This window comes from Nostoc sp. DSM 114161 (assembly GCF_052692665.1).
Map to the genome: position 1 here is coordinate 823,033 of NZ_CP195141.1, position 21,110 is coordinate 844,142.

20 protein-coding genes are annotated in these 21,110 nt (G+C 41.5%); 13 read left to right on the forward strand and 7 right to left on the reverse strand.

The features are described from left to right. Positions 1-171: 171 nt before the first annotated feature. Together NSTC745_RS03600 and NSTC745_RS03605 are read right to left on the reverse strand one after the other, a co-directional pair. A complete protein-coding gene (locus tag NSTC745_RS03600; protein ID WP_445635925.1) occupies positions 172-1,143 on the reverse strand; it encodes a DUF362 domain-containing protein in 972 nt (323 codons plus the stop codon). A gap of 171 nt (positions 1,144-1,314) precedes the next feature. Further along, positions 1,315-2,730 carry an aspartate ammonia-lyase gene (locus NSTC745_RS03605; protein ID WP_445635926.1) on the reverse strand — a complete coding sequence of 472 codons (1,416 nt, stop codon included), beginning with the start codon at positions 2,728-2,730 and terminating at the stop codon, positions 1,315-1,317. A 155-nt stretch (positions 2,731-2,885) separates the two neighbouring features. Between NSTC745_RS03605 and NSTC745_RS03610 the strand changes: the two genes are divergently transcribed. From NSTC745_RS03610 to NSTC745_RS03620, 3 genes are read left to right on the forward strand one after another with little or no spacing between them, the layout of a single operon-like run. Beyond that, positions 2,886-3,449 carry a Uma2 family endonuclease gene (locus tag NSTC745_RS03610; RefSeq protein ID WP_445635927.1) on the forward strand — a complete coding sequence of 188 codons (564 nt, stop codon included), beginning with the start codon at positions 2,886-2,888 and terminating at the stop codon, positions 3,447-3,449. Between the two features lie 20 nt (positions 3,450-3,469). After that, complete coding sequence (gene pgsA / locus NSTC745_RS03615; RefSeq protein WP_445635928.1) at positions 3,470-3,997, forward strand: CDP-diacylglycerol--glycerol-3-phosphate 3-phosphatidyltransferase; 528 nt, start codon at positions 3,470-3,472, stop codon at positions 3,995-3,997. Continuing rightward, a complete protein-coding gene (locus tag NSTC745_RS03620; protein ID WP_445635929.1) occupies positions 3,981-4,124 on the forward strand; it encodes a type II toxin-antitoxin system HicB family antitoxin in 144 nt (47 codons plus the stop codon). The genes pgsA and NSTC745_RS03620 overlap by 17 nt, the downstream gene beginning before the upstream one ends. A gap of 89 nt (positions 4,125-4,213) precedes the next feature. Here NSTC745_RS03620 and NSTC745_RS03625 read toward each other — a convergent pair whose 3' ends face one another. After that, complete coding sequence (locus NSTC745_RS03625; RefSeq protein ID WP_445635930.1) at positions 4,214-5,092, reverse strand: SMP-30/gluconolactonase/LRE family protein; 879 nt, start codon at positions 5,090-5,092, stop codon at positions 4,214-4,216. A 170-nt stretch (positions 5,093-5,262) separates the two neighbouring features. On the opposite strand from NSTC745_RS03625, the gene NSTC745_RS03630 reads away from it, so the two are divergent. Then, on the forward strand, positions 5,263-5,409 hold the full coding sequence (locus tag NSTC745_RS03630; RefSeq protein ID WP_445635931.1) for a hypothetical protein: 147 nt from the start codon (positions 5,263-5,265) through the stop codon (positions 5,407-5,409). A 48-nt stretch (positions 5,410-5,457) separates the two neighbouring features. Here the strand turns inward: NSTC745_RS03630 and NSTC745_RS03635 are convergent, their stop codons facing one another. Continuing rightward, positions 5,458-6,396: an NAD-dependent epimerase/dehydratase family protein gene (locus NSTC745_RS03635; protein WP_445635932.1), complete on the reverse strand. Its 939-nt coding sequence runs from the start codon at positions 6,394-6,396 to the stop codon at positions 5,458-5,460. Positions 6,397-6,713: 317 nt separating this feature from the next. Here NSTC745_RS03635 and NSTC745_RS03640 point away from each other — a divergent pair, with 317 nt between their 5' ends. The 4 genes from NSTC745_RS03640 (at position 6,714) to NSTC745_RS03655 (ending at position 11,377) form a co-directional block, all read left to right on the forward strand. Then, on the forward strand, positions 6,714-7,868 hold the full coding sequence (locus NSTC745_RS03640; RefSeq protein ID WP_445635933.1) for a glycosyltransferase: 1,155 nt from the start codon (positions 6,714-6,716) through the stop codon (positions 7,866-7,868). Between the two features lie 101 nt (positions 7,869-7,969). Beyond that, the gene (locus tag NSTC745_RS03645) at positions 7,970-8,728 is read left to right on the forward strand and encodes a sugar transferase (protein ID WP_096536417.1); all 759 of its coding nucleotides are present in this window, start codon (positions 7,970-7,972) and stop codon (positions 8,726-8,728) included. Between the two features lie 601 nt (positions 8,729-9,329). After that, on the forward strand, positions 9,330-10,409 hold the full coding sequence (gene gmd, locus NSTC745_RS03650) for a GDP-mannose 4,6-dehydratase (RefSeq protein ID WP_445635934.1): 1,080 nt from the start codon (positions 9,330-9,332) through the stop codon (positions 10,407-10,409). A gap of 23 nt (positions 10,410-10,432) precedes the next feature. Continuing rightward, positions 10,433-11,377 (forward strand): GDP-L-fucose synthase family protein, encoded by a 945-nt coding sequence (locus NSTC745_RS03655; RefSeq protein WP_445635935.1) that lies wholly within the window; start codon positions 10,433-10,435, stop codon positions 11,375-11,377. Between the two features lie 215 nt (positions 11,378-11,592). Here the strand turns inward: NSTC745_RS03655 and NSTC745_RS03660 are convergent, their stop codons facing one another. Further along, positions 11,593-11,721 (reverse strand): hypothetical protein, encoded by a 129-nt coding sequence (locus NSTC745_RS03660; RefSeq protein WP_445635936.1) that lies wholly within the window; start codon positions 11,719-11,721, stop codon positions 11,593-11,595. Positions 11,722-11,777: 56 nt separating this feature from the next. Between NSTC745_RS03660 and NSTC745_RS03665 the strand changes: the two genes are divergently transcribed. From NSTC745_RS03665 to NSTC745_RS03685, 5 genes are all read left to right on the forward strand, one after another. Then, positions 11,778-12,353 carry a 5-formyltetrahydrofolate cyclo-ligase gene (locus NSTC745_RS03665; protein ID WP_445635937.1) on the forward strand — a complete coding sequence of 192 codons (576 nt, stop codon included), beginning with the start codon at positions 11,778-11,780 and terminating at the stop codon, positions 12,351-12,353. A gap of 39 nt (positions 12,354-12,392) precedes the next feature. After that, positions 12,393-13,406 (forward strand): catalase family protein, encoded by a 1,014-nt coding sequence (locus NSTC745_RS03670; RefSeq protein ID WP_445635938.1) that lies wholly within the window; start codon positions 12,393-12,395, stop codon positions 13,404-13,406. A 275-nt stretch (positions 13,407-13,681) separates the two neighbouring features. After that, positions 13,682-14,011, forward strand: coding sequence for a hypothetical protein (locus NSTC745_RS03675; protein WP_445635939.1), 330 nt, complete (start codon positions 13,682-13,684; stop codon positions 14,009-14,011). 117 nt (positions 14,012-14,128) lie between these two features. Beyond that, the gene (locus tag NSTC745_RS03680; RefSeq protein ID WP_445635940.1) at positions 14,129-14,446 is read left to right on the forward strand and encodes an HNH endonuclease; all 318 of its coding nucleotides are present in this window, start codon (positions 14,129-14,131) and stop codon (positions 14,444-14,446) included. Between the two features lie 41 nt (positions 14,447-14,487). Then, positions 14,488-15,324, forward strand: coding sequence for a carbohydrate ABC transporter permease (locus NSTC745_RS03685; RefSeq protein ID WP_445635941.1), 837 nt, complete (start codon positions 14,488-14,490; stop codon positions 15,322-15,324). A gap of 68 nt (positions 15,325-15,392) precedes the next feature. On the opposite strand, the gene NSTC745_RS03690 is transcribed toward NSTC745_RS03685, so the two are convergent. Both NSTC745_RS03690 and NSTC745_RS03695 read right to left on the reverse strand, forming a co-directional pair. Next, positions 15,393-16,040 carry a sugar transferase gene (locus NSTC745_RS03690; RefSeq protein ID WP_445635942.1) on the reverse strand — a complete coding sequence of 216 codons (648 nt, stop codon included), beginning with the start codon at positions 16,038-16,040 and terminating at the stop codon, positions 15,393-15,395. Positions 16,041-16,453: 413 nt separating this feature from the next. Then, entirely contained in the window at positions 16,454-20,416 is a 3,963-nt protein-coding gene (locus NSTC745_RS03695; RefSeq protein ID WP_445635943.1) for a hypothetical protein, read from the reverse strand. Positions 20,417-21,110 lie beyond the last annotated feature (694 nt).

Sequence of the window (21,110 nt, forward strand, 5' to 3'; positions counted from 1 at the left end):
AATAAATGAAATTGCTGTAACCAAGTTTGCAATTTTATATTGGGCATGGGGTATGGGGCATGGGGCATTGGGCAAAGGGCAAGGGGCAAAGGGGAAAAGAAAGATCCCTGCTTTTAGCTTTTCCCTTTTACCTTTCCCCAAGGCGTTGCCACCTCCCCCAGTCCCCAGTCTCTAGTTTCTAGCGTAAACACTCATTGGTTCTTTGATAAACCGGGTGTAAAGATGCTTAAACGTAGATTTAATCACGCGGGGCATACCAAAATCGATGGGCATTAATTTATCTGGTAGCCGCCAATCTTCTATTTTTAATAAGTCGGGATTTAAATGTGGAAATTCTATTGCAGCAAGTTCTGGACAAACTCCTAATCTTTGGGAAGCTGCAACTGTCGGTACTTGTTCGGGAGGAACATTGAGGATTTCTACCATTGCTCGATCTAGGGCAAATATATCTGATGCGGCTGCTAAAATGCCGAGTTGGCGAGGTTCACCGTTACTAGGGCCGTTACCTTCATGACCGATGATGCCATCTAATATGGTTATGTTAGGGTTAATTGCCCTAGCAGTTTCTACTAACATTTCAGCAAATCTGTTGGCATCTTTTCCGGCTTCCATGTGCCACCAAGCTTTCATTTTGCCGGGGACGCAACCAAACAAGTTTTTTACACCCAAGGTTAATGTCAACTGGGCGTGGGATTTGACTTTTGGTAGGTTAATCACCACATCTGCTTCCATCGCTTCTTTAGATAGTCGCAGGTGGTTAAAATTATCGCTGACGGTTTGGTAACGCTGTCCGTGAAAATCGATGATGGGAAGGTTGAGTTCTTCTAAAATAGGCAGATAGCCATTTGCCACTGCAACTCCCTTGGCACTGCCAAAAGCCGGACTATCGCCCAAAAATGGCTTACCGCCAACTTCGATCGCCATTTGGGCAACTGCGTAAACTAGTTCTGCACGAGTGATACACTCTTTACCAGGACGCGCACCTGTGAGGAGATTGGGTTTGAGTAAAACGCGATCGCCCTTTTTAACAAATGCTGCCATTCCTCCAAAAGGTTCCAGCAATGTCACCAAAGATTCTCGTAAAGCCTCTTGTTCGTAGGAAGTAGCCCGAATCAGGCTCACAGATGGTTTTTGAGTCTGCATGGTAGATAGGGGATAGGGATTAGGGATTGGGGAGTGGGGAGTGGGGAGATGGGGGAGTGTGGGGAGTGTGGGGAGTGTGGGGGGAAAGATTTCTTCCCTATCCTCCCACACCTCCCACCCCTCCCACACTTCCTGCTTGCTCCATGCCCCATGCCCCATGCCCAATAACTATTATTCTGTCTTAATGGGTAAAATAGCACTCATTTGTTCTAGATTTAACACTGCGGCTAAGTCTGCTTCATTCATTAATCCTCGTTCTAGGACGATTTGCCGTAGGGATTTACCAGTTTCTAAAGATTCTTTGGCCACTGCTGCGGCATTTAAATAACCGATGTGAGTGTTGAGTGCAGTTACTAAAGCTAAACTACCTTCGGCATAAGCTAAACAACGTTCTTTGTTAGCTGTAATTCCTTTGATGCAACGTTGTGTAAGTGCAGCAATAGTATTACCCAGAATTTCGATGCTGTGAATTAAGTTATAGGCAATCAGCGGCATCATCACATTTAGTTCTAATTGTCCTGCTTGGGCGGCAAGAGCGATCGCATTATCATAACCCATCACCTGAAAACATACCATTGATGTCATCTCTGCCATCACTGGGTTGTATTTCCCTGGCATAATTGAGGAACCTGGTTGCACTGGGGGTAGTTGAATTTCTTTTAAACCAGTTTTCGGCCCGGAATCCATCAACCGCAAGTCATGAGATATTTTCGCTAAATCCTGGGCTAGGTTCCGCAAAGCACCAGAAACGTTGACAAATGGTGCCATGCTTTGCATAGCTGCCATGAGGTGCGGTGCAGGTTCTAATGGAGTATCAATTAATTCTGAGAGAACTTCCACAACACGGGCGCGATAGAGAGGATGAGTATTTAAGCCTGTTCCCGCTGCACTACCTCCCAAACCCAGCACCATCAAATCTCCAGAGGCGGTGTAAATTCGGTTTTGATGTTCTGTGAGAATTTGTGCCCAAGCTCGAAAATTCTCACCCAAGCGCACTGGTACTGCGTCTTGTAAGTGAGTTCTGCCAGATTTGACGATATCTTGAAATTCTACAGCTTTGCTTTCTAAGGCGGCGATCGCTTCTTCTAAAGCTGGGTGTAATGTGTGAGAAAGCGCCAATAAACCGCCAATCCTAATTGCTGTCGGAATCACATCATTGGTAGACTGCCCATAGTTAACGTGATCGTTAGGACTAACACGTTTATAATTGCCTTTTTCGTCACCAAGAATTTCTAAGGCGCGATTTGCCAGAACTTCATTGACATTCATGTGGTGAGAAGTTCCAGCACCCGCTTGATAAACATCCACAACAAATTGTTCGCGCAACTTTCCGCCTAAGATTTCATCAGTTGCTTGGACTATCGCCTGACTAATATCTTGGGGAATGCAATTTAGTTCTCCGTTGACAATTGCCGTAGCTTTTTTAATTAACAAACAAGCATCTACGTAAGTAGATAGAGGCTTGATGCTGCTGATAGGGAAGTTTTCTATTGCCCGTAGCGTTTGAATGCCGTAATAAACGTTACTAGCGATTTGGCGATCGCCCATCGAATCCCGTTCGATGCGAAAATCTATATTGTCAGTCATAGTATTGTTTCGATGATCTTGAAATACAGATCATGCCATGCAAATGATACTCACGCCCCTTTTACAAAAAAACATACTCAAAGCCCCTCACCTTGAGTATTGTAGTGGCGTGGCAAGGCTAAAATATTGCAAATAAATACGAGCAGGAAAACATTATGATTAAAACACCAACTCGCCGTATATCTTTAGAAGAATTTTTACAATTACCAGAAACTAAACCAGCCAGTGAATATATCGATGGTGAAATTATTCAAAAACCTATGCCTCAAGGTAAACATAGCAGACTTCAGGGTGAATTAGTTACTGCAATTAATCGTATAGCAGAACCCACAAAAATCGCCCTAGCTTTTCCAGAATTACGGTGTACCTTTGGAGGACGTTCCACTGTTCCAGATGTTGCAGTATTCGCTTGGGAACGAATTCCTGTAGATGAAAAAGGTAATATCGGCAATGCGTTTAATACATATCCAGATTGGACAATTGAAATTCTATCACCCGAACAAAGCACAACCAAAGTTACCAAAAATATTTTACATTCTTTAAATCATGGTACTAGCTTAGGTTGGTTAATTGACCCAGAAGAATATGGTGTTTTAGCGTATCCACCTCAGCAACAACCAATCTATTTAGAGAACGAAGAAGATATATTGCCAGTACCCGAATTAGTCAGCGATTTACATTTGACATTAGGGCAATTATTTGGTTGGTTAAAGTTATAGATAATTCCTCAACCCAAATTATGACTTTACCTAACTGGATTACTTTTTCTCGTTTGCTGGGTGTACCATTCTTGCTATACGGTTTGTACAACCCATCTTCTCAGGCTAGGTGGTTATGTTTGGCGATTTTTTTAGTGGCAGCGTTGACAGATTGGTTGGATGGTTATTTAGCAAGAAAACTCAACCAAATTAGCGATTTAGGTAAATTTCTTGACCCTTTAGTTGATAAATTTTTGGTACTTGCACCGTTAATGGTGTTGATTGAACTGGGAAAAGTGCCAGCTTGGGGAGTGTTTTTGATTTTAGCGCGAGAATTAGCGATCGCTGGTTGGCGGGTAAATCAAACAACGATTACCGGGGCGAACATTTGGGGTAAACTCAAAACTGTAAGTCAAATAGTAGCGATCGCACTTTTGATTGCACCATTACCTGAAGTTTGGCAAATTCCATCTTTGATTGCTTTTTGGATTTCTGTTGCTTTGACTTTAATATCTGGCGGTATTTATCTCTTACCGCAAAAAGCTACCACTAATGAAACGACAATATAGTGTTCTAATTCAGTGGTGTGACGAAGATAAAAAGTACATTGTCAGCCTACCAGAGTTTGGCCCTTATGCACATACTCATGGAAATACCTATGCAGATGCTCTCAATAATGGTGAGGAAGTGCTATAACTTTTGATTGAAGATTACCAAGCAAAAGGAAAATCGCTGCCAGAACATTTGACTGCAAACTTTTCCTTTCAGTTTCTGTCATCTAATTCCTAAAAATTATAGCTAGGTAATCCAGTCACATCAGTTTGCACAGCAAACAAATCACCAGAGTAAAAACTCTTGTCAATCTCGGCTTGGCTGAGTCCAACTGAAGCGGTGGTGATGTAAAGTGTTTGCAAATCTTCGCCGCCAAAGGTGCAACTCGTTACAAGTGGAACGGGTAGTTTTATCCGCAATATCTCTTCACCCTTGGGATTGAAACGAATCACGCACCATCCATTCCACATCGCTGACCAAATATTTCCTTGACTATCTATCGTCAACCCATCTGGGTGGAAAGATTCATGAGTTAAATTAACAAAAACTCGGCGATTAGTAATATTACCTGTTACTGAATTAAAGTCATAAGCATATATTTTTTGTTGAGGAGAATCAGTTAAGTAAAATGTCTTTCGATCGGGACTCCAACCCAAACCATTAGAGATAGTTAATCCTGTTTCCATCAGATGTAATGAACCATCAGCATCATAACGATAAAGTCTCGCTTCGGGCTTTTCGATAGTAGACATTGAGCCGAACCAAAAGCGACCTTGGGGGTCACATTTGCCATCGTTGAGACGATTATTTGGCATGTTTGCTTCAACTTCCAAAATGGGTGTAACTTCACCAGTTTGGGTGTTGAGGAATGCCAGATGACGACGCAGCGTAATAATTAATCTATCTGTACCTGTTGGTGCGATCGCCCCTACCACATCTCCCACATCAAAAAAGCGATCTTTACCCGTTGCGGGGTCAAATTGATGCACTCGATGATTAAAAATATCAATCCAGTAAAGCAGCTTTTTAGTAGAGTCCCAAATAGGCCCTTCACCCAAACGGGCACGTCCTTCCAAAATATTGTGGAGTGCATATTGTAAGACTTGGCTCATTTAATTAACCAACAATAGTATTTACACCAATTAATTTCACCAACTTTCAGGCAATTATCGAACAAGTTTGCCTGACTAACACAAAAAATTTTCATTCCTTTTTTAGGAAAAACTAAAAACGTAATTTATCGCGTCTGTCTTAGGTAGAGTAAAAAATTTTTATCGATCGCTTGTGGTTGCGTTGGTACGATGAAACAGGAAATTGGATTTCTACGCAACTAGAACAAGAAAGACGACGAGCCGAACGAGAAAAACAACGTGCTGATAAATTAGCGGCGAAATTACGAGAATTGGGCATTAACCCTGATGAAGAGTAATGTGTTGACTGTTGACTGTTGACTGTCAGCAGTCAACAAACCTCACAACTAAACAGCTTTTAAAATCTCCTCATCCACCGAGAAATTAACCTCAGCTTTATCTCGGCCAGAAGCTAGATAATCATTTTCCAAAGAATCTTGTAATCCAGAAATCAAATCATATTCCGGATGCCAGTTTAATTCTGTTTGCGCTTTGTTCACCGAAGCAAAGAAATGTTGCACCCGCATGGGAAAAGCTTTGCGCTTGCCAAAATCAAACTTCTTCGGGTCATAATGGACAATTTTGATAGCATCGGGTGATTTACCAGCCGCTACGGCGCTAGCACGAGCTAAACCATCAAAAGTGACAAAGCGATCGCCAGAAACATTATAAATCTCTCCTACTGCTTGTTGATTGCCCAAAACTTGAGTCATTGCCTTTGCTAAATCTTTGACATGACCAAATTGGGTGATATGCAACCCATTTCCGGGAATAGGAATGGGGCGATCGCGCACAACTCTGTCAAAAAACCAACTTTCTAAGTCATTATAATTACGCGGCCCGTAAATATAAGTAGGGCGAATCGAAGTAAAGGGCAATCCCGATTTACTCAGGTAAGCTTCAGTTTCATGCTTGCCAAGGTGGCGGCTTTTTGGGTCTACTGCATCACCTTCGACGTGAGGAAGTTGGTCAGATTTGAGATACACTCCCGCCGAACTCATGTATACAAAATGTTGCACCCGGTCTTGAAAAATCTCCGCAAGTGGTTGAGTATCACTAAGTTCTCGCCCATTATTGTCAAAAATGGCATCAAAATTTTCTTGTGACAATTTTGCTTTTAATTGGGCAGCATCGGTGCGATCGCCTATAATTTGTCCTACTCCCTGTAAAGAAGGTGCTGGCCGATTTCCACGGTTAAACAGCACCACCTCATGTCCTTGTTCCACCAATAGTTGAGTCAAGTAGACACCAATGAACCGAGTACCACCCATAATTAGAATTCGCATACCTTTCCCATTCCTACATCAGTTTTCTTTCAGGGAGTAGCGGCTGGGTACTGGTGACTAGGGACTGGGTACTATGAATTGGTAATTAGGGAAGAGTTTTCCCATTAGCCAATACCTAGTACCCAATACCCAGTACTCAATCCCCTGTTTGCCCCAATCTGAGGTTATCAGGTTGCAGCATCCATCTGGAACCTGTCAGGGAAAGATCGCGTCTTTGGCTTTAATCTGGGGCGCTTCCCATTAGTCGATCGCAAAGGGAAACTTTTCAGTTAACCTCATAAGTTGCCTAACGATTTTCCATCCATTACAAGTTAGCTGTGCCCTTGAAATATGCTCTGGTTCATGAGTGGTTGACACCCAAAGCCACAGGTGGTTCAGAACTCGTTGTACGGGAAATTTTGAATCACATTGATGCTGATTTGTATGCCCTCATCGATTTTGAATCCATCAACCCTGAAAGTTATTTATACAAACGTCAAATTGGCAAGACGTTTCTTCAGCACTTTCCCTATGCTCGTAACGGTATACAAAAGTATTTGCCTTTGTGGCCTTTGGCGATTGAACAACTGGATTTGCGGCACTATGACGTAATTCTGTCTTCATCCCACGCTGTTGCCAAAGGAATCCTTACCACTCCAGATCAGTTGCATATTTGCTACTGTCACAGCCCTATGCGCTACGCTTGGGACTTGACCTTTGATTATCTGCGCCAAAGCAAGGTCGGTAATGGTTTGCCCGGATGGGTGACTCGATATTTGTTACATCGTTTGCGCCAGTGGGATGTATTGAGTGCCAATCGTGTTGATTACTTCATTGCTAACTCGCAGCACACAGCCAAGCGCATTTGGCGTTGCTATCGGCGAGAAGCAACAGTGATTTACCCACCGGTGAATATTGATGAATTTCCATTGTTTCAGGAAAAAGACGATTTTTACCTAACAGTTTCTCGGTTAGTGAGTTACAAGCAAGTATCGTTGATTGTCAAAGCCTTTAATCAACTAAAACGACCATTAGTAGTAATAGGTACAGGAGATGAAATGAAAAAGATTCGCGAGATGGCAAACTCAAATATACAAATACTGGGATGGCAACCCGATAATGTGGTAAAAAAATATATGGCTAGCGCTAAGGCGTTTGTGTACGCAGCTTGTGAAGATTTTGGTATTGCCCTAGTGGAGGCACAAGCCTGTGGTACGCCAGTAATTGCCTACGGTGCTGGGGGTGCTCTAGAAACAGTGCGAGATATTCGCTCTGGTGTGGATACAGGGACAGGTATATTCTTCAAGACACAAACAGAGGCAGCTTTAGTGGAGGCAGTAGAAAAATTTGAAGTATATCAAGATTCGTTCAATTGTGAGTATATGCGATCGCACGCCGCGCAGTTTTCGCCGCAAGTCTTTGCAGATCGTTATCTAGATTTTGTAAACAAGTGCAACGAAAAAAGACCTTTTTGGAATAATGGTCTTGGTTAATTGGACTTATTTTTTTAGGCTTTTGGCAATTTATCCCCAGAAGCATCTCATTTTGGCTTTAAGATTGGGACTATGTGTGGTGTGGATTATTAAGGAGTATGATGACTGCCCAGAGCTCACTCCTCTCCGGCAAGCGAGGTATACGGCAAGACACTAGAGCATCTTGGCGTACTCTCCTAAAACGCGGTCAAAAAACAAAGACGCCTAAAGTTAAACCTAAAGGTTTATCTTTTCAGGGTTTAAACGGAGAGTTTGCCAAGCGATTATTCGATATAGTGTTTTCGCTGTCAGTGTTAATTTTATTCTTTCCTGTCTACTTAATCTTGGCCTTGTTGATTGCTCTAAGTTCAGAAGGCCCGATTTTTTATGTTCAGGAACGGGTGGGTAAAAATTACAAAGCTTTTAACTGTATTAAATTCCGAACAATGGTGAGCAACGCGGACGAAATCCTCGTGCAAATGATGGAAACATCGCCCCAGTTGCGACAAGAATTTGAAAGCAGTTTTAAGCTCAAGCAAGACCCACGGATTACTAAAATTGGTCGATTTTTGCGAATTACTAGCTTAGACGAATTTCCCCAGTTTTGGAATGTTTTAAAAGGGGATATGAGTGTAGTCGGCCCTCGCCCATTAGTAGCAGAAGAACTCCCAAAATACGGTTGTTACATTGATGAGATTTTAACGATCCGTCCAGGAATTACTGGTTTGTGGCAGGTGTCTGGGCGTAATGACATTCCCTACCCCCGGCGAGTCCAAATCGACCTGCATTACGTAAAATTCAGGAATTTCTGGCTTGATTTATGGATCATCTTAAAAACTGTTGATGTGGTCATTTTACCTAAAAATAACGGGGCATACTGAGTAATTGCTTAGGGCTGATTCTGGGGGCAGCCATGCCCCTAAGTACTAATTTTTAGTGTAAAATAAACGACTACACAAAACTGGCTAAATAATCCTGCAAAAATTTTTGCTTTTGCAACAAATGAATTAGCTGTAGGGGCATATACTTGTAAGCCATACCTATACATCTGTCGCATTCTTGTGACAAATCAGTAGTAAAAGTTTTCTTCGCGTTTTATAAATTAAATAATTTTGTATAAAGGTTTACTATTAGGAGATTGCGTTATCGTATTTTCCAAGCATCAGAAAACTAGCAAGCAAAAGCTCATCGAACTCAAATAACTTTATTAACTCTTCACAATAATCGGCTAATTTATAAAATTTTTACAAATCAAAGATGGTAACATACCTACAAACAATAAATAATTATTAAAAAACTTTGAACTTAGGAAGTTAAGTCTTTATTCTTAAGTCACTTGTTCTTAAGTAAATTTATTTACTTAAAAGTTACACTATCCGTTAGAACTAGTAGGTTCACTATTAGGCAATTCAGCAATTACCTGCTAGGTTGTATCAGATCGGCTGTAACATTTTAATCAAACAGAATAAGGGATAGTTGAGCATGACGCAAAACAAACGAGCGTTAATTACTGGTATTACCGGTCAAGATGGTTCATATCTGAGCGAATACTTGCTAGAACAAGGCTATGAAGTTCATGGAATAATTCGCCGGACATCCACCTTCAACACAGATCGCATCGATCACATCTACGAAGACCCACACAAAGAAGGAGTGCAGTTATTTCTTCACTACGGAGATTTAACCGATGGAACAACGCTGCGACGCATCTTAGAAGAAGTACAGCCAGTAGAAATTTACAACCTCGGCGCTCAATCCCATGTTAGAGTAAGCTTTGACTCACCAGAATACACTGTAGATTCAGTGGGAATGGGGACACTGCGTTTATTAGAAGCAATTCGAGATTACCAGCACCGTACCGGAATCCAAGTGCGATTTTACCAAGCGGGTTCCTCAGAAATGTATGGATTAGTACAAGCAATCCCCCAAAGCGAAACCACGCCATTTTATCCCCGCAGCCCTTATGCTTGCGCTAAAGTATACGCTCACTGGCAAACAGTAAACTATCGCGAATCTTACAACTTGTTTGCTTGTAACGGCATACTTTTTAACCACGAATCGCCCCGTCGTGGTGAAACCTTCGTTACACGTAAAATCACGATGGCAGTAGCCAACATCGTAGCCAAAAAGCAGAAAAAGCTTTACATGGAAAATCTCGACGCCAAGCGAGATTGGGGTTATGCCAAAGATTACGTTAAAGCAATGTGGTTGATGTTGCAGAAAGACCAACCAGACGACTATGTGATTTCCACTGGTGAAACTCACTCAGTGCGGGAATTTCTCGAATTAGCATTTAATTACGTCAATCTCAATTGGCAAGATTATGTCGAATTTGACGAACGTTATCTACGTCCTGCGGAGGTAGAATTGTTGATTGGTGATTCGAGCAAAGCACGGCAGAAGTTAGGCTGGACACCATCAGTAACCTTTGAACAACTAGTTGCCTTAATGGTAGAAGCAGACCTGCAAGCCTTGGGTTACACTTCACCCAACGGCAATGGTTCGCAATTTCCCCATGACGTTGCTACTCTTCGTCAAGAACTTGGCGCTTTGCACTTCTGATTGAGACCACAGAGGATAAAAATATGACCGCCTTAGAACTCAAAAATAAACGCATTCTTGTCACTGGTGGGTCAGGGTTTCTCGGTCGTCAGGTGATAGATCAACTCTCTCAAGCAGGTGCTGATAGTGAGAAGATTACAGTAGCGCGATCGCGTGATTGCGATCTGCGAGTTTGGGAAAATTGCCAGCGTGCGGTTGACCAACAAGACATCGTTATCCATTTAGCAGCTCATGTTGGTGGTATCGGTCTCAACCAGCAAAAACCCGCAGAGTTGTTCTACGATAACTTGATTATGGGCAGCCAGCTAATTCACGCTGCATATCAAGCGGGAGTGGAAAAATTCGTTTGTGTTGGTACTATCTGCGCCTATCCAAAATTTACTCCAGTGCCATTCAAAGAAGATGACTTGTGGAATGGCTACCCAGAGGAAACCAACGCACCTTACGGAATTGCTAAAAAAGCACTTTTAGTACAATTACAGGCTTACCGCCAACAATATGGCTTTAATGGTATTTACCTACTACCTGTGAATTTGTATGGCCCGGAAGATAATTTCGATCCGGGAAGTTCTCATGTGATTCCGGCCTTAATTCGCAAGGTTCACGAAGCCCAAATTCAAGGAGACAAGCAACTGTTCGTTTGGGGGGATGGTAGTCCGACTCGCGAGTTTCTCTATTCTGTGGATGCGGCGCGGGGCATTGTTATGGGTACTCAATTCTATAACGAACCAGATCCGGTGAATCTGGGAACGGGTGATGAAATTTCGATTCTTGATTTAGTAACTCTGATTTCTCAATTAATGGAGTTTAAGGGTGAAATTGTTTGGCAAACTGATAAGCCCAATGGTCAGCCGAGACGCCGTTTAGATACTGAACGCGCCAAGCTTGCTTTTAATTTCACTGCTGGTGTTAGCTTTGAGCAAGGGCTAAAAAATACCATTGAGTGGTATCGTCAACACGCTGCATAATCCTTAGGGTGGGCAATGCCCACCTGGGATTTTTTGAGCAAAAATTAGTAGTAATTTTTCCCTTCTCCAATAAAAATCAAACGGATGCATGAACAATATTTTCTTCAAAAGTTCAACTTTAGGAAAATATCAGATTCGTGATTTAAAGCCTATTTAATCTCCCAATCTATAAACCCAAGGCTGCGGTAAAGTTTTGATGGTGTTTCGTTACCTCGCTAATAGCTTGGTGCGATTAACTCAACTTCTGGATACGCTTTGAGACGCCTAACCACTTTCAATATTATTGCTCGTCCGTGACGTTGCTGATACTTGCGGTCGATCGCTAGGCGAAGAAAATCTAACACCTGTCCCTATTTCGTACATTGTGGCACAATGCTATTTAACAGGTACGTTTTTGAATGTGGACGCAGTTAATCATCAACTAAATAAAGCACAATTACGCCGTACTTTACTCAAAAAACGTCAATCAATGTCGGTTCGGGAGTGGAGAGAAAAAAGCGATCGCATTTGCTTTCATTTACAAAACTCTACTTTGTTTAACCAAGCAAAAACAATACTCGCTTATTTTAGCTTTCGTCAAGAACCTGACCTCAGTCCATTATTTACAAACACCAAATACCGTTGGGGATTTCCTCGCTGCGTTAATCAATCCCTTTCTTGGCATATTTGGCAGACTGATGATTCTGTGCAAAGGGGCACTTATGGCATTACCGAACCCCATCCCGATGCACCAACTTTAGACCCGACAGAAGTGGATTTGATTCTCACCCCCAGTGTAGCTTGCGATTATCAAGGATATCGCCTGGGTTATGGCGGAGGATATTACGATCGCCTACTCAGTTCGCCACAGTGGTTAACAAAGCCCACTATCGGAATTGTATTTGATTTTGCATATTTACCCCAGCTACCTATCGAACCTTGGGATAAACCTTTAAAAAATATCTTAACTGAAACTGGGTTGACTGCCCAAGACTAAAGGTTGAGGATGATGAGGAAACATCATCAAATATTTTTCATGAGTAATTCAGTATCATCTACCACTGACCAATCAGCCACCATCGACGAGATTGTAGCTACTAGCCTACAAGCTCAACAACAAACAGGCCCAGATCTGCGCCAAATTCATAGCAAAAGTCACGGACTGCTTTGGGGAGAGTTTATTATTGAACCCAATCTTCCCGAAGAACTGAGAGTAGGTTTGTTTAAAACACCCCAAACCTATCCTGCTTGGATTCGTTTCTCTAATGGTGGTGCGCCCGAAAAACGTGGGAAATTTCGCTCCGACACCCAACCCGATGTTCGCGGTATCGCCATCAAGGTGATGAATGTAGAGGGGCAAAAAATACTGGATGATGAGGAAAAAACTCAAGATTTTATCCTCAACAGTTATCCTACTTTCTTTACCAAAGACGTTCGCGATTACGCTGATATCTTTAAAGCAGCTAGCGGACAACTTACTCCAGAACGGTTAGAGGAACTTGGTTACGCCTTTGCTTTGTTACAAAAAATTACTAGTAAAAACGTAGGCAACCCACTTTTGATTCAGTATTGGAGTATGGCACCGTTTAAGTTTGGGAATCGTATCGTCAAATTATCTGTAAAATCTCAACAAATCGAACAACCTCCAGAAACACTTCCCGAATCTGAAAACTATCTGCGGGAAGCAATAGTCAACCATTTGGCTGTTGGAGAAGCATATTTTGACTTTCTGATTCAGTTTTATGTCGATGATGAAAAAACGCCAATTGAAGACCACGTTAAAGAATGGCAAGAAGCAGATTCACCATTTATTAAAGTTGCGACTGTCCGCATTCCCAGTCAGAAATTTGACTTTGAGGAACGCAAACGTTTAGATGAGGGTATACTGTTTAGCCCTTGGCATACACTCCTAGAACATGAGCCTGTTGGAAGTGTGAATCTTTCTCGCAAAAAGCTTTATAGCGAACTTGCAAAGTATCGGCGAGAACAAATTGCCAAACGCTTACGGGAACCACAACCTTATGCAGAGGTTGGAGATTCACCACTATAATTTGATTTCAAACTTTAGAATGATATAACAGAATTCAGAATTGTAGATTGGCGTGGCAAGGCTACAATCTTGCATTAGCGTAGAACCCCAACATCCTTCGGAGTATTGGGTTTCACTTCGTACTCTGCGGGATCTTGCTACAATTAAACCTACGTTTATTACATCATTTTAGCTTTGCCACATCATTGACTACATTTACTGAATTCTATATTTTTATTCATCCATATTTTTGATGAAAAATTACGATAAAATTAATCAAAATCATCATTAAAGCCATGTCTGACTCAATTCAATATGTTACTAATTCACAGGCAGAAAAAATTGGTGTAGTGTTAGATTTAGAAACTTACCAAAAGCTAGCAAACTTATCTATAGATCCTGAATTATTGATTGGTTTAAGCGTAGATGAGTTGCAAGCTTTAGCGGAAAGTTATTTATTTCCTATAACTCAGATACAGTTACAAGAGTTATTAAATAAAAATTCTGAAAATCATTTATCAAATGAAGAAAGTGAGATTTTAGATAGATTATTGGCACAAGTTGACCAATTAAATATTCTGAAAACTAGAGCTAGATATACGTTAAATATTTTTCAAAATAAATAGTAACTATTGTGAGTGTTTAAATTCCTGTTGAACTAAAAAGGGAAATTCGTAATTATTTTGCTGATTGTTGTGCTTACTGTCGCACTGCTGAGGCTTTAACAGTTACTAATTTTGAATTTGAGCATATCATCCTCTTGTTTGCTGGTGGGGAAAACTGTATTTGAAAATCTCTGCTTAGCTTGCCCATCTTGTAATCGTTATAAAGCAACTCGTCAAACAGCAATTGACCCGAATACTCAGGATGAGGTTAAATTATTTAATCCACAACAGCAATTATGGGCGGATAATTGTGCTTGGAGTGAAGATGCTACAGAAATTATAGGGCTTACAAGCATTGGGAGACCAACAATTTCTGCTTTAAAAATGAATCGTCTGCAATTAACTCGTGTGCGTAAACTGTGGGTGAAAATGGGCGAACATCCACCAAATATTTGAGCAAGTGCAAAATATTTAAAATTCAAAAAGTTACGAATCAAATGCTGAACTCTAATAAATCACGATCGCAAATTCTGCTAACATATGCGCTATTGGGAGCGATCGCACTGGTGATGCTCTTTCCTTTGCTCTGGCTAATCAGTACAGCCTTAAAATCACCTACAGAAAATATTTTACAGTCGCCACCACAGCTGTTGCCGGCATCACCTACACTGAATAACTTTTCTCGTGTTTGGCAATCTTTACCTTTCGGACAATATTTATATAACAGCACCCTAGTGTCAGTGCTGACTGTTGGCTTAAATCTACTGTTTTGCGCTTTAGCTGCCTATCCCTTAGCAAGGTTATCATTTGTGGGGCGAGACTGGATTTTTGTCGCCGTCGTCTCTACGATTATGATTCCCTTCCAGATTGTGATGATTCCTCTTTATATTTTGACAGTCCAGTTGGGTTTGAGAAATACTTATTTAGGAATGATTTTTCCCAGCTTAGCTTCTGCATTTGGGATTTTTTTGTTGCGCCAAGCTTTTATGAGCGTTCCCAAAGAAATAGAAGAAGCTGCTCGTATGGATGGCAGCTCGGAGTTGGGTTTGTGGTGGTATGTGATGTTACCAGCAATTCGCCCAGCATTAGTAACTTTAGCAATTTTTGTATTTATTGGTGCTTGGAGTGACTTTTTGTGGCCTTTAATTGTCATCCAAGATGAAAATTTGTACACCCTGCCTTTGGGAGTCGCCAAGCTAGCAGGTACATTTTCCCTTGATTGGCGCTTGGTAGCGGCTGGTTCTGTAATTGCGATCGCCCCAGTCTTATTACTATTTCTATTTGTACAACGTTACATTGTACCCACGGAAACTGGTAGCGGGGTCAAGGGGTGAAGGAGATGGGGAGATGGGGAGATGGGGACAAAAACCAATCACAAATGACCAATGGCTAATGACTAAATTTAATAAGCACCAGTCTTTTTCAAAACTACCCAGATTGTTTTCATAATTAGACTCAAGTCGTAAGTTACAGACCACTTACGTTGATAATCCATATCCATCTTGACGATGGTTTCAAAATCTGTAATACTCGAACGACCATTAGCTTGCCATTCTCCAGTAATGCCTGGTTTGACTCGCAACCTATCCCAATGGTGTGGGTCGTAATTCTTGACTTCATCAAGGGTGGGTGGACGAGTGCCAACTAAACTCATATCGCCTAGCAAAACATTCCAAAACTGTGGGAATTCGTCTAAGCTAGTACGCCGCAAAAATTTGCCCACAGGAGTAATTCGAGGATCGTCAACAGATTTAAAGATGTGACCTTTGGCTTGGTTATCAACTAAATGCTTGAGTTTATCGGCATCCATAACCATAGAACGGAATTTCCATATCCGGAAGGGTTTTCCATTCAAACCGCAGCGAATTTGAGAATAAAATATTGGATTTGGATCGTAAAGCAAAGTAACAATTGCTACAGGAATCGCGACCAAAAATGTAACGATCAGTCCGATAATGGCTCCAATAATATCAATTAATCTTTTTGCAAAGCTTACAGTTGAGGGATGTGAAGGCTGTTGCGAGCAATCAAGGGAATAAGAATAAATCACAATAGCTAAATTATCTACAACAGGAATTTTTGCATCAGTAGCGTAGGCATAGACATAATTTTTATAGGAGTTTTAATGTTTTTGTCTTTGCTACTGAGTAGTAATATACACAAAAGCACAAGTAGAAAAAAACTGAAGACCTAAAGTTTACAAAATCTTTCTATTAACTACTCAGATTGTAAATTTATAGTATCCTCCTGTAAAGCCCCAAAAAAATTTGTATAATTACCAGGTATATTTTTGTGGTTAAACAATACTTTTACTCGTAAGCTGACTGCTCTTAAAAAATATGGGGAGTGGGGAGATGGGGAGGCTCTTGAGGCAGGGGAAAAGGTTAAAGGGAAAAGGGAAAAGGAATAAATTTAATCTTTCCCCTTACTCCCTTCCCTTCCCCCATGCCCTATGCCCTATGCCTAATGACTACGAAGCTCCAAAGCAAAATTTACTATATATGGTTCCTCTAGTGATTGCTGATTACTAGCCTTGATAGCATTGAGATAGCGGCGCAAAGCCAAAAGTTGTTGGGAATTGGGGCGATAGGTGAGACTGCCTTGTTTTTCAAAAAGTGGTGCAGTGGCGATCGCTTGATAGTCAGGATTTTCTTGAGAACTGTGGGTGAGCCAAGTTGAGTCTGTAACTGAAGGTATCAAACCGGAAGGTAATTCACCCTCCAAAAAAGCTAACAGCCTTTGCTGACAAGTGCGGGTGTTGATACCGCGACCTTCAAATAACTGGATAACTTCACCAAAAGATAAGGGTCGGTCTGGTAGCAGGCGCAGCAATTCTGTAAATAGGAAATAATCAGTATATTGTTGTCTTGGTGTATCTAATACCTGGGGATGCAAAGGTAGCATCGCCAAACCATAGGCGACTCGACTGCAATTAGGAGCGCCGTTTTCGCCGAGATATAAATCTTGGATAATTTTAGCGCTGGGGAGTTTTTGTCGTAGCCAACGATTTACCGTCCCCACACATGCCACGCCACCAGTCAAGATAGCTTGATTAATTGCTTCTGTGGGAATACCACGAGCTACCAATAATTTGTTGAGTTCGCGGTTCAAGCGGCGGACAAAGGGGATAAAAACTTGGCTTTCTAAGTCTCGTCGGCCTAAAATCCACTGCCGATCGGCTAACTCTAAGGTAAAAGAGTCTTGGTGTTGTAAAATCAGCTTCAGAGCGAGTGCTGCATCTAATATCCCTTGTCCGAGCAAGGAACTTTCTAGACGCTGCTGGAGACGAATCCGAGCATTGATATCTGGTTCGCCGACTCTAGGTAGTTGTAATTCTTCTAACCGTAAACTCTGCCAATGCATTTGGTCTAAACCGGGAATCGAGGGTTGCCATTGCCAGGGATTAGTAGTAGGTGTTTTGCTCTCGCTTTGGGTTTCTAAACGCGATCGCCGAGATTTGGGCGGCAAAAGCAATTGACAAATAATGTCTTGTTCAATTCCCTTGCCAGCATAAGCAAAACTGTGGAGCATGAAATCATTGTATGTCAATTGCGCCAGGGTTTCTGGCACATCGACTAGTAACATTTCTGTGGCAGCTGCTCCGATATTAATGACAAGGGTGTTGCCTACAAGGGAATTTTCGCTGGTTTTTGCAGGATGAGAATCTCGATCTTCGTTTAATCTTAATTTTATTTGCTGGCCGTTAGCAGCATCGAGTTCTGGAAGTAAACTAGCGATCGCTTCTTCGACAAAAAAGACCTGCTGGGGATGTTGGACAAGTTTGCTAGTAAGTACAGCTTCTCTGACATTGAAGCGATATTGTTCTGACCAACTAGATGGACAAGTGCAAATTACACCAGCAATATTATTAATAATCTGAGAAAAGTTTTGTTCGCTGATTCCAACAGCGGCAGCAATTAAACTAGGGGTGGTACTACCTCGATCGCATTTGAGAGTTAACAGTAGTTTAGAGAGCGATCGTACAACCCAAATTAATGGCCCTGCCGAAAATTCATTTAATTGCAAAACAGGTTCCCATTTTTGCCGTTCGCTTTTGTAGGGAATAGCTACTTGTAAATAAGGCTTGAGTTGCGCTGAGTAAAGATTGTTTGTTGCCTCCGATCTCGCTGGCGTAGGATTCTTATCTTGGGCGACAGCCGCAGGTGCTGTCTGTTCCTGTCCTTCAATACTGTCATTTTCACTCTGGGGTACAGAAGCTGCGGGCAGATAAACCTCTGTTGGTAACCGAAAAGATTGCTGAAAAGAAGTTGTTCCTGGTGGATTTTCTGCTGACCAGTAGATAGGATGTACAACCAAAGAAGAACTATTTAATAAAGCCGCAGAGATTCCCGTTGTACCCAAATCAATTCCTAAATACCAGACTGATTGGAGAACGTTGGGTGAAACTTCTGTATTGTTTATCGAGTTGGAATTTGGAGGTAAATAGCTTTCTGAAATGGAAGTTGTTTCTTGCTTTTTTTTTTCAGTTTTTGTGTCTAAATCTAAGTTAGTTTCTACTTCGGGAAATGAAAAATCGTTTGTTGCTATTTGGAAATCTTCTGGTTGTTGCTCAGGTACAATTGTAGGAATTATCTCTTGAATTTTAGCAACAGGTTCTTGAGAAATTTCTAGATTTGTAGCTGGTTCAAAATCAGAATTTAGCTGGCGATCGAAATTAGCCAAATCCAAGTCTAATTGTTGCAACTGTTCTTCATCTAAGGAAATATCGGGGATCGCTGGAGCCTGATTTGACTCTAGAGAAAGTAGGTTTTCTTGTGGCGAAGCTGGAATATAGTTATCTAAAGAAAGTTCTTGGCGATCGCTTGCAGTCTCTGTGGCGATAACTTCGCTGGGTGCTAACTCAATTTCTGGTATTTCTGGAGTGGTTGGCGCTGTAGTTGTAGCTTGAATTACAGGCGATGGCAGTTCTAGAAGTTCCTCCTCAGTACTTACCTCAGGTAATAAATCAGTTAAAGTGCTAATTGTATCGGTAACTTCTGGTCGATCGCTGAGTTCTAGAAACAAACTGTCTTCTGGCGAAATTTCTGGTGGCGAGGCGAGGTTAGTATCCTCTGCAAAAAATAGTTCTTCCCCTGAATCTGTGGTTTCTACAGCAGCCTGAGCATTACTCACCTCAAAAAAATCTGTGTCTGGTGCAAATGATGTATCGGTTGCCACAATCTCAGAATCCACAGTTGGAGGAACAACAGGTGTTTCCTCAGGGATATTTAAAGTTGATGGAGAAGTTGTAACAGAAGTTGGTGAATCATTAACGGTATCAAACAAACTTGCATAAAGTTGGTCTACTTCATCAGCAATTAACGTAGAAATCTCTTCTGGTAATTCATTTGGACTTTCAGAAGATTGAGACGAGTCTAAGCCAAGCTGCAAAAGTACTGCATCTAAATCTTCTGTGAGGGTAGTAGGCTGTGGCTCAAAATTAATTGGCGAAGTTTCTGGCTGTGTTAGCTCTAAAAGCGGAAGTGCAAATTCAGTATTGATGTCGTTTTGCTGAGTTGGTGATGCAGGTGGTGTCTCAGTTTCTATCTCCAGAAAAGATGACTCAGTACTAGGGGATTGTTGCTGCAAATACTCCGTCAAATTGTTGAGAAAGCTGGCTATTAACTGTTCGCCTTGGATTCCCTTGCTATGCATTCTTGCTAATGCTTGGGATAAAGACTCGTAATAGGTATTAATGTTACGTTGTAGTGCCTCAAAGACAACATTTACAGTCCCATCTAGTGATAGTAGGCGTTGGTCTAGCTCCTGAGCCAATCGTGTTAACTGCTCTACACGCTCTGGGGATTCTAACAAAGGTTGAGTTGTCAAGGACACTGGTTCTGAATTTGGGCGATCGATTCCTGCTGAAGAAATGGAGGAATTGACCAAACTTTGTGCTAACAATGGCGTTAAATTTGGCACAAGCCGACTAACGAGTACCTGTAAAAACTCGGTAATCATCTGTTCTTGGTTTGTCAACTGCTGCGCCAGGGAATAGTTTTGCAATCGCTTTTGTTCTAGCTGCCGAATTTCTTGGACGAGAGTGGCTCTTTCTTGCAATAGCCCTTCTAATTCTGCCCGTAACGGCTGGATCAATCTCGAAAATTCAGTTTTTAATTCTCCTGCTTCACCAGCACTGTATTCTTGAGTGGGTTGGGACGGTGGCAGTAAAAGCTGACGATCGCCGCGATCGCTAAATTTTGTTAACAAAGGCGAACCCGGTTCTCTCAGAGATTGATTTTGAACGCTACTTTCTGATGCTTCTTTTTCTCGTAGCCTCACCAAAAATTCCCGAATTGTTTCTAAAACCTCTTTAGGTTCTTGCCCCTGACTAGGTAAAAATCGAGACAGGCGCTTGCCACCGCTGGCAAGTAAGTTGTCAATGTCTGCAATCAGCTTTTGAATTTCATCTGCACTGGAAGTCACTTTCACTTACCTTAGCTACAACAATATGTCAATTAATGTGACAATTACTTTACAGTCATTGAAGTTTTGAGTGACAACAGCTGTCACTTTGACTTGTGACTGTCATTATGTTATGGATTACTGGGAGGAGTGGCAATCTTCAGTCAGCGTTTGTTTAACAAGCTTAGCTTGATTGTTCAAAACCGCTAAAATATCTGAGCAATAATTAACCTTTAACAGCAACAAGGCTCACAGTATACCAGTGACGAGACGAACAAATCTCTAGAAGGATTTATATGGTTTGATATAATACACATGGTCGTTGACCTACCCGACTGTATGGAACACAAAGGCTAACTTCAAACTAGTCAGACTTGCCGCAGACACATGACTAGCTCCGGTTTAGTCAGGTAATAGCGAATGAGACCGGAAGCTTAGACTGTACCGTAAGGTCAGTGCAGGTACTTCACTAGCTTGAGTATGATGAATATTGTTTGCCTATATTTTTAAGTAATCAAGAGAAATCAAGTTTCACTAGATTTAACCTTAAGCAATACTTCAGCAAGCTATAAACTAGTTTTTGGAAAATTTTTGCCATATTTAAACCTATAGGTAAAAATTACTTAGAAAACCCCTCTTCTCACTTTCTTGCGTAGTATAGGTTATTTTTATTGTTAAAAGGTGGCTGTGCTTTAATAGCTAGGCTTAAAAAATG